This window comes from Ruegeria sp. 6PALISEP08, from assembly GCF_001238295.1.
GTDB lineage: Bacteria > Pseudomonadota > Alphaproteobacteria > Rhodobacterales > Rhodobacteraceae > Ruegeria.
In genome coordinates this window covers 168,234-181,652 of the sequence record NZ_LGXZ01000007.1, presented here as the reverse complement: position 1 = coordinate 181,652, position 13,419 = coordinate 168,234, and the positions used below count along the sequence as shown (strand labels likewise).

Annotated in this window: 12 protein-coding genes; 4 read left to right on the top strand and 8 right to left on the bottom strand. The window is 54.8% G+C overall.

Features of this window, described 5'->3' with window-relative positions:
- Positions 1 to 24: 24 nt before the first annotated feature.
- From bhcD to bhcA, 4 genes are read right to left on the bottom strand one after another with little or no spacing between them, the layout of a single operon-like run.
- A complete protein-coding gene (gene bhcD, locus ALB80_RS12475; RefSeq protein WP_050604401.1) occupies positions 25 to 1,014 on the bottom strand; it encodes an iminosuccinate reductase BhcD in 990 nt (329 codons plus the stop codon).
- A gap of 15 nt (positions 1,015 to 1,029) precedes the next feature.
- Complete coding sequence (gene bhcC / locus ALB80_RS12470) at positions 1,030 to 2,193, bottom strand: 3-hydroxy-D-aspartate aldolase BhcC (RefSeq protein WP_050604400.1); 1,164 nt, start codon at positions 2,191 to 2,193, stop codon at positions 1,030 to 1,032.
- Between the two features lie 10 nt (positions 2,194 to 2,203).
- Positions 2,204 to 3,178 (bottom strand): beta-hydroxyaspartate dehydratase BhcB, encoded by a 975-nt coding sequence (gene bhcB, locus ALB80_RS12465; protein WP_050604399.1) that lies wholly within the window; start codon positions 3,176 to 3,178, stop codon positions 2,204 to 2,206.
- Between the two features lie 11 nt (positions 3,179 to 3,189).
- Positions 3,190 to 4,380, bottom strand: a complete 1,191-nt coding sequence (gene bhcA, locus ALB80_RS12460; protein ID WP_050604398.1) for an L-aspartate--glyoxylate aminotransferase BhcA — start codon at positions 4,378 to 4,380, stop codon at positions 3,190 to 3,192.
- 208 nt (positions 4,381 to 4,588) lie between these two features.
- Between bhcA and ALB80_RS12455 the strand changes: the two genes are divergently transcribed.
- The 3 genes from ALB80_RS12455 to ALB80_RS21850 all read left to right on the top strand — a co-directional run bounded on the left by ALB80_RS12455 (position 4,589) and on the right by ALB80_RS21850 (position 7,912).
- Positions 4,589 to 5,404, top strand: coding sequence for an IclR family transcriptional regulator (locus tag ALB80_RS12455; RefSeq protein WP_050604397.1), 816 nt, complete (start codon positions 4,589 to 4,591; stop codon positions 5,402 to 5,404).
- Positions 5,405 to 5,643: 239 nt separating this feature from the next.
- Positions 5,644 to 6,609 (top strand): hypothetical protein, encoded by a 966-nt coding sequence (locus tag ALB80_RS12450; protein WP_050604396.1) that lies wholly within the window; start codon positions 5,644 to 5,646, stop codon positions 6,607 to 6,609.
- Positions 6,610 to 6,820: 211 nt separating this feature from the next.
- Entirely contained in the window at positions 6,821 to 7,912 is a 1,092-nt protein-coding gene (locus ALB80_RS21850; RefSeq protein WP_083445291.1) for a GFA family protein, read from the top strand.
- Between the two features lie 326 nt (positions 7,913 to 8,238).
- Here ALB80_RS21850 and ALB80_RS12440 read toward each other — a convergent pair whose 3' ends face one another.
- From ALB80_RS12440 to ALB80_RS12430, 3 genes are read right to left on the bottom strand one after another with little or no spacing between them, the layout of a single operon-like run.
- A complete protein-coding gene (locus tag ALB80_RS12440) occupies positions 8,239 to 9,417 on the bottom strand; it encodes a carbohydrate porin (protein WP_050604394.1) in 1,179 nt (392 codons plus the stop codon).
- On the bottom strand, positions 9,414 to 10,178 hold the full coding sequence (locus ALB80_RS12435; RefSeq protein ID WP_050604393.1) for a DUF3299 domain-containing protein: 765 nt from the start codon (positions 10,176 to 10,178) through the stop codon (positions 9,414 to 9,416). The genes ALB80_RS12440 and ALB80_RS12435 overlap by 4 nt, the downstream gene beginning before the upstream one ends.
- A 26-nt stretch (positions 10,179 to 10,204) precedes the next feature.
- The gene (locus ALB80_RS12430; protein WP_253276875.1) at positions 10,205 to 11,755 is read right to left on the bottom strand and encodes an amidohydrolase family protein; all 1,551 of its coding nucleotides are present in this window, start codon (positions 11,753 to 11,755) and stop codon (positions 10,205 to 10,207) included.
- Here ALB80_RS12430 and ALB80_RS12425 point away from each other — a divergent pair.
- Entirely contained in the window at positions 11,745 to 12,746 is a 1,002-nt protein-coding gene (locus ALB80_RS12425) for an AraC family transcriptional regulator (RefSeq protein WP_172677888.1), read from the top strand. The two genes, ALB80_RS12430 and ALB80_RS12425, sit on opposite strands and share 11 nt — an antisense overlap.
- Here ALB80_RS12425 and ALB80_RS22670 read toward each other — a convergent pair.
- Positions 12,688 to 13,389, bottom strand: coding sequence for an ATP-binding cassette domain-containing protein (locus ALB80_RS22670; protein ID WP_253276874.1), 702 nt, complete (start codon positions 13,387 to 13,389; stop codon positions 12,688 to 12,690). The genes ALB80_RS12425 and ALB80_RS22670 overlap by 59 nt on opposite strands.
- Positions 13,390 to 13,419: the final 30 nt, after the last annotated feature.

Sequence of the window (13,419 nt, the reverse complement as noted above, 5' to 3'; positions counted from 1 at the left end):
CGTGGCGTCCTCCGATCCTAGTGTTCACAACGTGGCGCGTTCGGCTTTTCCGCTTTGATCTGCCAGCCGCGCAGCAACGGACGCGACTGCGAGATCCTGAAGCCCGACGCCTGTGCCATCGAAAAGGGTGATCTCGTCATCAGAGGTTCGTCCGGGGTGGTCGTTGTTGATGACCGACCCGATGGAGGTAATCCGGACTTTTGTGAGCGTTCCATCAGCGATGGCGTGCTGCGCCTCACCGATCGAGATGGACTGGGCGACCTCATCGGTAAAGACAGTGGCATGGGATACAAGCGCCGCGTCGACCTCTTGTTTGCCTTTGGTATCGGTGCCCATACAGGCCAGATGCGTGCCGGGCTTGATCCAGTCTTTCATCAGCAAAGGCTCAAAGGCCGATGTGATGGTGATGATGACATCTGCCTGCGCGCCCAGCTCTTCTTGCGTGACCGCCTCAAACTCCAGACCGATTTCAGCGGCGACTTCGCCCAGACGCGGCAGCATCTCGGGGTGGGGGTTCCACGCGACCACCTTTTCAAAATCACGCTGTTCAGCTGCGGCGCGCAGTTGGAAGGTGGATTGATGGCCCGCGCCAACCATGCCCAGCACCTTGGCATCCTTGCGGGCGAGGTGCGCGATGGACACTGCCGAGGACGCAGCGGTGCGTACGGCGGTCAGGTAGTTGCCGCCAACCAGTGCCGACAACCGCCCGGTATCGGGGTCGAACAGGAAGACGGTGGATTGGTGGTTGGTTAGCCCCTTGTCCATGTTGCCGGGCCAATAGCCTCCGGATTTGACGCCCAGCACCTGACCGGCGCGGTCGAAGCCGGATTTGAAGCCGTAAAGCGCGTCGGCATAGCCGATGGCCTCACGAATGACGGGGAAGTTATAGGCGTCACCACGCGCCATGGCGGCGAAGACGTTCTGTACCGCGTCAAACGCTTCGGCGCGGCCGACCAGTTGCTGGCAGAGGTCTTCTCCAACGATGAGCAGGGGTTTATCGGGCATATCTTTCATGATCCTTCTCTCGCCTTAGAACGCCTTGCCGCGCGCAGAAACGGGCCATAGGGTTTCGACCTTGCCGCCCCGCACGCCCACATACCAGTCATGCACGTTGGCGGTCGGGTCGCAGTGGCCGGGCACCAGATGCAGCTTGTCATTGACCTTCAGAACGCCCCCGGGGTCTGCAACAACGCCATGCTCGTCGGAACATTTGACATATTCCACATCGGTGCGTCCGAAGATCACCGGTAACCCGCTGTCCACGGATTGAGCCTTTAGCCCTGCATCCACGATGGCCTTGTCGGCCTTGGCGTGGCTCATCACGCTGGTGAGGATGAAGAAAGCGTTTTCCCATTCTCCCCGGTCAATGCGGTTGCCGTCTTTGTCGAGGATGCGGCCATAGTCGGCATCCATGAACGCGTAAGAGCCGCATTGCAATTCATTGTAAACGCCCGAGGTGCTCTCGAAGTAATAGGACCCGGTGCCGCCGCCACCGACGATGTCGCAGTCCAGCCCTTTGGCCTTCAACCCGTCCACAGCGTCTTTCACCTGTGCCACGGCGATGTCGATCTTGGCCTTGCGATCCTCGTAAAGGTCCATGTGCTGCATCGCACCCTGATAGGCCTGAATGCCGGCAAACTTCAGCCCTGGGGCCGCGTCGATGGCCTTGGCAATGGCGATTACATCCGCCGTGGTGGTCACGCCGCAGCGGCCCGCGCCGCAGTCGATCTCGACCAGACATTCAATTTGGGTGCCATGGCGCTCAGTCGCCTCTGACAGGTCGGCCACGTTATCGATATCGTCGACACAGCAGATCGTGCGCGCACCCAGCTTGGGCAGCCGCGCCAGCCGGTCGATCTTGGCCGGGTCTCGCACCTGATTGGACACAAGCACGTCCTTGATGCCACCGCGGGCAAAGACCTCGGCCTCGGACACTTTCTGACAACAGACACCGCAGGCACCGCCCAGCTCGACCTGAAGCCGCGCCACGTCGACGGATTTGTGCATCTTGCCATGCACCCGGTGGCGCATTCCATGGGCTTCGGCGTAATCGCCCATTTTCTTGATGTTGCGTTCCAAAGCGTCCAGATCCAGCACCAGCGCCGGGGTCTGTATCTCGGACGCGTCCATTCCGATGGCTGCGGGGATGTCAAAGCCAACCTCAAGCTGGTCAATGTTCACAGGCTTGTTCATGTTTTCCTCCTCAGCCCTGGGTCCAGGGCAGTTTATCCAGATCCACATTACCGCCGGTGATGATCACGCCGACGCGTTTGCCTTTGAATACCTCGGGGTGTTTCAGGATAGTCGCCAGAGGCACCGCGCAGCTGGGCTCCATAACGATACGCAGGTATTTCCAAGTGATCTTCATCGCCGCGATGATCTCGTTCTCGCTGGCGGTGTGAATGTCGGTCACAAAATTCGACACGAAGTGCCAGGTGTTTTCCTTCAGCGGCACTTTCAGCCCGTCGGCGATGGTAACCGGCGCGTCATCAGCGATGATGTGACCGGCCTTGAAACTGCGATAGGCATCATCGGCCTGTTCCGGTTCTGAGGCATAGATCTTCACCTCGGGTGCTAGATTTGAGAACGTCAGGCAGGTACCCGAAATCATGCCACCACCACCAATGGGAGCGACTACCGCGTCCAGACCGTTGGTCTGTTCCAGCAGTTCCGCCGAGCAGGTCGCCTGACCCGCGATCACGCGGGGGTCGTTATAGGGGTGCACAAACTCGCCACCCGTGCGTTCCTGCACTTCGGCAAATACTGCCTCGCGCGAACTGGTCGAGGGTTCGCATTCGGTGATAATGCCGCCGTAGCGGCGCACTGCATCTTTCTTGGCCTGCGGTGCGGTGCGCGGCATCACGACGTTGCAGGGGATACCTCGCCGACCTGCCGCATAAGACAGGCTAAGCGCATGGTTGCCTGAGGAATGAGTACAGACCCCGCGCTTGGCGGCTTCGTCCTTCAGGCCGAAGACCGCGTTACAAGCCCCGCGCACCTTGAAGGCCCCGGCCTCCTGGAAGTTTTCGCATTTGAAGAACAGCTGCGCGCCGGTCAGTTCATCAAGGTAATCGGACCTTAAAACCGGGGTGCGGTTGATATGGGGTTTGATCCGCTCATGCGCCTCGCGCATATCTGCAAGGGTCAGGCAATCGGCTGTGGTCATCGCGTCCAACATCAAATTCCTCCTTACGCTGCAGATTGCATGGGGGTGGCGTGGCCCACGCGGAAATACGCCTGCGCCGCCGCCACACCGCTGCCCAACTCGATCGGGTAATCCAGATCGGCCATAGCCATTTCGATGGTCGCCAGACCAGACAGAACCATCACATCCGTGAGGCTGCCCAGATGGCCGATGCGGAAGGCTTTGCCGTTCATCTCGCCCAGACCAATGCCAAAGCTGACGCCATAGGCATTGAAGGCGTGATCCGTCAGGGCATTGCTGTCGAAGCCGTCGGGTACAAAGATCGCGCTGACAGTGTCCGAGTAGAGATCCGGCGACTGCGCCACCAGTTCCAGCCCCCAGGCAGACGTGGCCTTGCGCACGCCTTCGGCCAGACGGAAATGGCGGGCATAGACGTTATCCAGCCCTTCCTCGAACAGCATCTTCAGGCTTTCACGCATCCCGTAGATCAGCTGCAGTGGTGGAGTGTAAGGGAAACCACCGGATGCGTTGGCGTTCATCATGTCGCGGAAGTCAAAGAAAGTGCGTGGCAGGTTTGCCGTCTCCATCGCGGCCAGCGCCTTGGGGCTGACACACAAGATCGCCATGCCAGTGGCCAGCATGAAGCCCTTTTGCGAGCCGGACACAGCAATATCAACGCCCCAGTCGTCGAATTCAAACGGCATCGACGCCAGCGAACTGACGCAATCCACAAACAGCAACGCCGGGTGCGTGCTGGCGTCCATCGCCTTGCGCACCGCCGCGATATCCGAGCGCACGCCGGTGGCGGTTTCGTTATGGGTCACCAGAACCGCCTTGATCTCATGGCTATTATCGGCGGCCAGAGCCTCGGCAAATTTCTGTGCCGGAGCGCCACTGCCCCAAGGGCATTCGATGATCCGCACATCCAGCCCATGCCGTTGACACAGGTCGATCCAGCGGTGGCTGAACATGCCATACCGCGCCACCAGAACCGCGTCACCCGGGCTGAGTGTATTGGTCACCGCCGCCTCCCACCCGCCCGTGCCGCTGGCCGGGAAAGTGATAACCTGGCCCTGATCTGTGCCGAACACCTTCTTGGTGTCTTCAAGTACCGGCGCGAAAGTTTCGACAAAATCCGGTGCGCGGTGGTCCTGGGTCTGAACCTGCATCGCAAGACGCAGACGGTCGGGGATGTTGGTGGGCCCCGGAATGAAAACTGGGTTCTGTTGAGACATCGCGTACTCCTCCGAATTGGTAATATGATCTTACCAAGGTGGGGGATTTGCAATTTTCTCGAAAAAGTTTTTCACTCAGTGAAAAACTAACTTAACGCCTTGAAAGAAATGAAAGAGATGATTTTTCATAAATGAGGAAAGAAAACTTGGTTTTGAAAAAAATGCTGCGACCCTAAAATCAGCCCCCTAATCACACAGGAAAATACCGGTGCAGAATCACAAAAAACCGCGCGGACGACCCAAATCAATCTTCAAGGAAAGCTCGGCAGGAACATTGCAGTCCCTTGACCGGGCGTTGGAAACATTGACGACGGTGGCTGCGCTGGAGCGGTGCACGCTCAGCGATCTCAGCAGGGAAACCGGTGTGCCAACGGCCACAACGCATCGCATCCTGACCACCCTGTCCAATCGTGGCTATGTCAGTTTTGATGAACAGCGCCAGGAATGGATGATCGGGATCGAAGCCTATCGGACCGGCACTTCTTATCTGAAACGCAACAATGTGGTCGAGATCGGTCGGCCGATCCTGCGCAAGCTCATGCGCGACTCGGGCGAGACTGCAAATATGGCGATGCCGGATGGCAAGTATGTGGTTTTCGTCAATCAAATCGAAACCAGCAATCCGATCCGTGCCTTTTTTCCACACGGTGCACGGGCACCTATGTACGCGTCAGGAACCGGCAAAGCCCTGCTGGCCGAAATGACCTCAAATGCGCTTGATACATTTTTGTCTGATATCACCTTCGAGCCCTACACGGATCGCACCCATCGGTCTGAGACATCGTTACTGGAAGACGTCTCTCTAATCCGGCAACGCGGCTGGTCGTTTGATGATGAAGAGCGGTACGCGGGCATGTCCTGCACAGGCGCTGCCATTTTGAACCAGTTTGGTATCCCCTGCGCAGGTGTTTCGGTTTCAGGCCCGACGGCACGGATCAACAAGTCCAACGCCGCCTATTTCGGTGAAATGGTCCTTGAAGCAGCGCGAGAGATCACAACGGCTATCGGCGGTCAGGCGCGTTGATGCCTGGCCGTTTTGTACGCGGCTGAGTGCTACAGTGATGGTCCTAAACAGATCGGCAGCAGCTTGGTGTGGTCTTGGTGTCTTTTGGGGCTGCGGGTCTTGTCAGATGACACGGATCGTCCACGGCCGAATGACAAGTGGCACATGGGCGAAGTCGTAATCATGATCTGTAGTAAGAAGCACTGGGTGAGGCGGGCGATATGCATTACCCTTCGCATACGCGCTAAGGAGTAGTTGCGATGGGCACCTTGGTTGTCACTGAAGCAGAGTTGAGAAATTGTCTTCCGATTGACAAAGGGTCGCTCGGCGCAACCGAACAGTCCTTTTCGTGGATTTCGGAAGGGCGTGTTTCAATGCCGCCTGTTATGCATATCGACGTTGATGAGGATAGCGCTGTCGACACAAAGGGTGCTTTTGTGAATGGCCTTGAGCATCTTGCTGTCAAAATCGCCACCGGCTTTTTTCGGAACCCGCAGATCGGACTGCCCAGTTGCAGTAGTATCATCGCTTTGATGAGCGCAAAGACAGGTGCCTTTGATTGTATATTCCTAGACAACGGATATTTGATGAACCTGCGCACCGGACTGGCCGGTGCGGTGGCTGCAAAGCACCTGGCACCCCAAGAAATCAAAACTGTCGGCGTGGTCGGCACAGGCGTACAGGCCCGATATCAGATTGAAAGCCTCGCCCTTGTGCGTAGATTCGAACGCCTTCTGGTTTTTGGGCGCAACACGGCATCTGTTTCGAGATACTGTGCAGAAATGGCAAATCTTCTTAGAATTCCGGTGGAACCTTGCCAGTCCCTCGCGGAGTTGGTGACGTCTGCGCAAGTTGTCGTCACTACGACCCCTGCGACGGAACCAATCATCATGGCCGAATGGCTTCACAGTGACTTGCACATCACTGCTATGGGGTCGGATTTACCTGGTAAACAAGAACTACATTCGAACGTACTCGAGCGCGCAAACGTTGTGGTTTGTGATGTGATTGATCAGTGTGTCATCGGCGGCGAGCTTCAGAATTTAGGCGAAGGCAGTAGAAAAGTATTAGAACTCGGTTCAATCATTTCAGGAGCGGACCAATTTTCGCGCCCAACTGGTGCCGTGACGATCTGCGACTTGACGGGAACTGGCGCACAGGACACCGCGATCGCGGTAGAAGCCTTTTACCGTGTGAAGGCTGCTAAACTGGGAACTTCGCTCTGAAAAGAGTTAGAAGCTGATATCCACTTCCACGTACCGGACGGCAGCTTCCGCCTGCTTACCAGATGTTACAGATTTCACTGAATGACCGTTCCTGAGCCCTGGGCAGTCGTTCAAATGCTATGTGGCGTGTCTGAAATTCAGGCGTAATCATAATCATCGCAACCAACGACGCAGACTATGCGTGCTGGTTAAACTGCCGTAACTTGACCACATGCCAAAGCCAGAGATCAGAAAGCTTGCTGCTATCGTTTCGATCGATGTCGTAGGGTACTCGGGCCTTATGCAAAGAGACGAAGCAGGCACTCTGGCGCGGCTCGGCATGTACTTTGACGGCATCGTTTCACGTCTGGTCTCGACTCATAACGGGCGTGTAGTCAAATCGATGTGCGACGGCCTACTGATTGAGTTTCCTACTGCTGTTGATGCGGTCGCTTGCGCGCTGGAAGTACAGACGGTTATGGCAGACCGTGAAGCCGATAACCCGAGTAAACAAAAAATCACCTTTCGCATTGGAGTAAATCTTGGTGATATTGTTGTCATAGGCGACGATATCTTTGGAGACGGTGTCATTCAGGCGTCCCGACTTCAAGAAATTGCCAAACCCGGTGAGCTCTGCGTCTCCGGGAGCGTTTTGGACCAAGTCAAAGAAAAGATTGAGCATTCGTTTGTAGATATTGGCCATCGAAAGCTGAAAAACATCGTTCAGCCTGTCCGCGCCTATCGCTCGACTTTGACAGCTTCCGGTGAAGAGGCGAAGCCAATTGGGTGGCCTTTCCTCACAGCGGCGAAAAGTGAACCGGTCACTGCAGGTGGATGTCTGTGCGGCGCAATTCGGTATCAGGTCTGGTCTCTGCCAGTTGCAGTCGGTTTTTGCCATTGTAGGCATTGCCAACTGGCTCTTGGCTCTCCTGTGAATGCATGGGCGATTTTTGAGAAGCCAAATGTGATTTTCGAGGGTGAGAAACCCGGTTTGTATGCTTCTTCGAAGCTCTCTGAGCGAGCCTTTTGCAAGAATTGTGGGACGAGCATTTATACCGACATTAGCGACATCGGGTATTATTCAATCCGGGTTGGAACACTGGACAACCCAGCCGATTTTCCGCCCGAACTGCACTATGGGGTGGAAAGTCAAATCCCGTGGGTCGACATACATGACGACTTACCCAGAATTAGAACAGAAGAAGATCCGCGGATGTCCTCTCGTTGGGTTTCTGTAGGCGAGCCAAGTTCTGGACCAACACCGTCGTCTTCTGAGACGCGCGTTGCTAACAGGCAAAAAAGAAAGAAGTCCGATCAGACCTGAGACAGTGAGTAACGGCAACTTTGCCCGCGGTCCCGACCTCCAAATTGATTGCGATTTTGCGGTTGCAGCTAAAGTCCGGAATGCGGGCTGCGACCGTAGCATTTGAAAACCGTGCTCAAGGTCGACTTTGGGCCGTTGGATGTATCGTGGAGAACGGGGCAGGGGCTTGTGCTGCGTCTGCACCGAGGTCTGCTGTGAGCCCAATTTGACTGATGCTGCGCGGTGCTCCAATGAAGGCGACGCGCAGAAAGCGGACTTTACAAAGCTCTGTTGATCTCCCTTAGTTGCCCTTTGACACAACCCATTGGCGACTGCGTTCACCGGAATTAGAAAACAATCCGGGTTCTTACACCGAACAGAGTAATTTGGTCCTGATTGGGGCTCAGAAGCGGGTCGGAAATGAACTGTACCGATGGCGTGATCTGCAATCCGGGTGAGATTGAAAACCGGTAGAATGCTTCGAGCGTGAACTGGTTACCGTCTATGCCTCTTGCCTCGGCCCAGTTCAGGCCCACCCCGGCCAAATCGGTATTGCGACCATAGTAGCCCAGACCCGCAGAGACGGACCGGTCATAAAGTGCTGCGGTCCCCTTTGAGGCCCCAGCCCGAAAGAACGGCATCCACTTATTGTCAATAAACCATGCGGCAGAAAACGCAGCACCGTAGTCTTCCGCTCGACTGCCATCGTCAGCCGCATCCGCATGCCAGAGAGTCAAATGGACATTGTCGAAGTAGATGCGATCAAAGCCGGAAGTGTATCCAAGTTCGAGTGATTTGAAGAGATTGCCATCGCTGAACACATCAAAGTTTGGATCAGACGGGTCAGCATTTGCGTCTGAAACGCTGGCAACAGCGTAAAGGTTCTCGCTCAGCTTTACCCCACCGGCAATGCCAAGACCTTGGTTGGGCGTGTTAATTGTCGGATTGGTATTGAAAGACAGGTTTTGGAAACCACTGTAGGGGCTTACCAACCCATAGATGTCCACAAAGTCCGTTACATCAATCTGCCCGAATTGCAGCGTCCACGAACCGTTCTCCGCCCTTTGGGTCCAGAACAGATTGGTCAATAGCAACCCATTATCGTTGAAGGCTGTCCCTGTGATTGAAAGCGCTCCACCATCTAACCCAAGGAATTGCGGGGCAACATCGGTATAACTGTGCCGGTCTTCGATCTTGAACGTCAGAGACCCTCGTTCAGTTGCCTGCCAACTGCCGTAGAAACGCGCAATTCCGCTGACCGCCTCGCCGGTTCCCAGATCAGCATTCGTAGTTTGACCCAATGCCAAGTAATCAATGTTGAACCGAAACCCACTCTCCGCCAGTCGATCTTTCCACTGAAACCAACCCGGTGCGATGTTGCGCGGAAAATCGGAACGATATCGTGGGTCGGTTAGCCCATCTCCGGGCTCTAGATCAGCTTCGACCGAAGAGGGCCCAGACAGACCTTGAGCCGACGCTGCACCAGCGAAGGCAATGCTCAAGGCGGCAACTAGAAGTCTAATCATTCAGACGCCTTTGCCCCGCCGGTCTTGCGATTTCCCGCCGCCCGGATACGATCAGCGGCACGCTGCTTCCATTCCAGCCTGTCTGCCTCGGATTCCAGAGTTTCGACACGTTCCGTCTCTAACTGGAAAGTCGCATTCATAGGCATAAGGCCGTCCACAACCATCATATTATGAACAGAAGGATCGATAGTCAGCTTACCGGTCAGCCGAACGGGTTCGTGGAAATAGCTGGGCGTCCAGTCGCCATTCAGCCGTACACGGATCATTTGGTTGGGCGGGGGAGGAGGCATGTGGCTGCACATCCCTCTTTCTGGCACCAAATACGCCACAGATCGCCCGTCTGGATCGCTCGGGCCCGGAATGGCAAAGCCCGCGATTGTTATTGTTTGACCATCGAGTTGAGGATTTCCGCTCGTTCCTGCCTTTCTTCGACGTTCCGTTACAACCTCCCGCTGATCGAGCAGCCAGTCTACATCAATTCCTTCAGCTGCCAATGCATCCTCAGTTTCGATCAAAAGCGCTTGCCATTTCTGCCTCTCTTCTTCGCTGCCACTATCCTGCTGTAGCCTGCCGCGCAGCCGTACGACGTAAAGGACATCGTCGAACTGTTCCGCGCTAAGTTCGCGATAGGGGTCTTCAAAGACCTGCGCGGACGGGTCAGGCAGGTCAGACCAGTCCAACGCGGTTCCTGGCGTCGCCATGACAGGATGACCACACCAAACCAACCCTGCAAATACTAACGAGCGAAACCAATGGTGCATAAATACTCTCCGGCTGTTTAGACAGGTCAATCCAGTGTGTTTTTGTAGATGACGCCGTCCTTCATGATCAGGCGGATCGTATCTGGGCTTTCAGGCCTCGGATCGGCACCAAACCACTGATCACCCGTGCCAACAACCGAGAAGTCTTCTAGTGGGTTGCCGTCGATCAGCAGAATATCCGCATAGGCGCCTTCCTCGATAACGCCCAGTTTTCCGGCGGTATATGGGTTCATAAAATCCCCTGACAGAGCGACAACTTCTCCGCCCGTCGATGTCAGTGTCACCATGGACGTGTAGGGGCCGAAAAAATCATTGTTTAAGTGTTTTTCGTAGGCAATCTGGATATTGCACGCCTCTACCGAACCAACACAGTCTGTCTGGAAACCCCGCTTCACCGGGCATTCTTTCATATTGTCGATATAGCCTGCAAATGTGGCCGAGGCAGACTTTGCCTTGGCAAGGCTCGCCGGAACATTCGCCACAGCTGGAATGTCGAGAAGGCCGGGGTCAAATGCCGTTAGGTTTGTTGTAATGTACGCGCCCTTCTCGTTCATGACTTCGGCAATTTCGCAGTCAAAAGAAAAACCATGTTCGATTGACATAACACCTGCGTCGAGCGCGCTCAGGATTGCTTCCTTGCGATAGGAATGCGCCATGACATAGCTGCCATATTCATTCGCGACCTGGACGGCGGCTCTGATTTCTTCGGGCGACCCGGCCAGCAATTGCCAAGGGTCGAATGCCGACACGACACCACCGGATTGCATAAATTTCAATTGCGTCGCGCCCATACGAAAGTTGTTACGTGCGAATTTGTAGACGTCATCAACGCCACTGATCTCCTGAGCCATGTTCAACCGACCCATGTTTGTCTCTGAACCAGGTGGAGCTGTGAAATTTGCGAAGTCAGCGTGACCACCGCGTGTTCCGATAAACGCCCCAGATGGATAGTAACGAGGACCCTCGATTTGCCCCGAGTCTATCGCCCTACGTAGTCCACCATTAGCGCCACCAGCATCCCGGACAGTGGTGAAACCCTGCATCAAATACATCTCGGCCATACGCGCACCGTGTATGGCAAAGTCCTCCCAGGTCGTGTTGGCTTCCATCGCAGGCAAGGTCGGCCCCATCAGCATGAGATGCGCGTGCAGTTCAATAAACCCGGGGGTCAGTGTCCTCCCTTCTCCGTCAATAACCGTAGCATTGGGGGCATCAATCACTTCAGTTGATACGGCCTTAATCAGGTTGCCCTCGACCAATACGCTGGCATTCTCGATGCGCTGTTCACTCACTCCATCGAAGATGTGCACGTTGGTAAACAACGTTTGGGGTTCTTCCTGATCCTGAGCCTGCGCGGACGCTGAAAAAGCAAGACCTGCAGCGACAATTACCGTCGAGCAAAGCGACATTCGTAGACCGGACATAAGTACTCCCTTCATATTCGTGTTTTGCAAACTGTAGTCCGAAATATCTTGGGTCGGTTGCCATTTTTGAATTAGAATGTTCGAATGTGATTGTAAAAATGGCCACCGACAAAAAATACTAATCATCACAAGGGTGACGAGCTTGCCTTTCAACTCCACCTCACAAGAGCATAGCGAAGGCTTTATTCGCCTCTCCTTAGCTGCTCCGTTTTTGCAATATCTCACCGAACGCAAGATCAATCCGCAACCAGCATTGGACCAGGTCGGATTGAAGGCCGAACTGTTGTCTGACCCATCCGTGTTTGTTCACTCAGAGCTGGTCTACGGTTTGGTGAATGCCTTCTCAGACGTGTCCGGGGATCGATACCTTGGATTGAACGTAGGGGAGACATTTGACCTGCAAGAGTGGCCCCCGTTCGCTCAAGCCCTGCAATCGACAAAAACGCTGTTCGAGTTTTTTACCCGCTTTATTGGGCTTGTACCGCAGGAGTCCAATTCTGTGCGGCACAACCTTGTCATTGAAGCAGACAAAGCGACGTATCGTATCGATAGGCAACAGGAACCAACTGTCCCACCCATTCAGGTTACCGGTTTTGGTGCCGCAATCTATGTACGTCTATTGCAGACCGTCGTTGGAGATTCTTGGGATTCTTCCCGTGTGCGATGGGAAAGCAGATACATCAATGGTCTGCCTATCGACTACAAGGGGATCGAGATTGGCCTTGGGTCTGATCCCGGCATGCAAATTAGTTTTCCTGTGGAATGGTTATTTTTGCACCATGTCTCAGAGGTCTCTGCCTGGCCCATAGCCTCGCCTCGACAGGAGGGAGAAGTGACCGTGGTGGCAGCTTTGCGATCTGTCTTACGCGAAAAACTGGATGAAACCGATTTGGGACCAGAGGTGGTGGCTGGATTTCTGGGAATACAGCCGGAAAGGTTTCTGAAAGCGCTTCAGCGGCAAGGCACAACGCTATCCCGCGAAATCAAACGGCTCCGTGTTGATGTCGCCAAGGAGCACCTCAAAGAAGACCAGATGACGATTGCGGAGATTGGTCTGATGCTCGGTTATTCTGACAAGTCCCACTTCACTCGCTTTTTCCGAGGCCAAACCGGAATGACACCGACCAAGTTCCGAAGCAAGTAAAGGTGGTCGAACCAAATGAATGCTTAGAAGACGAGGTGCTCGTCGGATCAGTTTGGAAAAGTTGTATTGCGGCGCGAAAGGAAAAGCCGACGATTCGAATAGGTCGGCCGCCACCGTCGATACTAACTTCGCAACAGGCAGTTTCTTTGAATATTTCGGATTCTACAATGCTTGGCTGCGAATAGTCCTTAATTACCCGACCTTCGACGGCTGCTTTGTCCCGCAATTCGTGAGTGTGACAGGCCTCCTTTCTCGCGAGTGCAGCGAATGGCGGCAAAGCCATGTTCTGTAACACCATGCCGATTTTCTCGGCCCGCACCTCACGCAGATCGCGCGCAGACAACTGATTGACGTCCTGGCCTTCGATGAACAGCTGGCCGGATGTGGGTTCAATCAGGCGGTTCACGTGGCGAATCAGGGTCGATTTACCCGAACCGGACAAACCCATGATGCAGAAAATCTCGCCTCGACCGACCGTGAATGTAGCGTCCTTTACACCTACTACACAGTCAAATTGATCGCGCACCTCGAGCTTACCAAGATCTTGTTCCTGAACGATTTTTATTGCTTCTGCGGATCGCTTCCGGAAAATTTTCCACAGATTTCGACAATCGATGACGGCGTCATCATGAGAGTCTTTCACCGACTCCTCCCAACCTGGAAAGGGTGTGAA

Bases quoted from the DNA above. Each gene is read 5' to 3' on its own strand.
- bhcD (WP_050604401.1), bottom strand. From the start codon at position 1,014: ATGAAAGATATGCCCGATAAACCCCTGCTCATCGTTGGAGAAGACCTC.
- ALB80_RS12450 (WP_050604396.1), top strand. From the start codon at position 5,644: ATGGGCACCTTGGTTGTCACTGAAGCAGAGTTGAGAAATTGTCTTCCG.
- ALB80_RS12440 (WP_050604394.1), bottom strand. From the start codon at position 9,417: ATGATTAGACTTCTAGTTGCCGCCTTGAGCATTGCCTTCGCTGGTGCA.
- bhcC (WP_050604400.1), bottom strand. From the start codon at position 2,193: ATGAACAAGCCTGTGAACATTGACCAGCTTGAGGTTGGCTTTGACATC.
- bhcB (WP_050604399.1), bottom strand. From the start codon at position 3,178: ATGTTGGACGCGATGACCACAGCCGATTGCCTGACCCTTGCAGATATG.
- ALB80_RS21850 (WP_083445291.1), top strand. From the start codon at position 6,821: ATGCCAAAGCCAGAGATCAGAAAGCTTGCTGCTATCGTTTCGATCGAT.
- ALB80_RS12435 (WP_050604393.1), bottom strand. From the start codon at position 10,178: ATGCACCATTGGTTTCGCTCGTTAGTATTTGCAGGGTTGGTTTGGTGT.
- bhcA (WP_050604398.1), bottom strand. From the start codon at position 4,380: ATGTCTCAACAGAACCCAGTTTTCATTCCGGGGCCCACCAACATCCCC.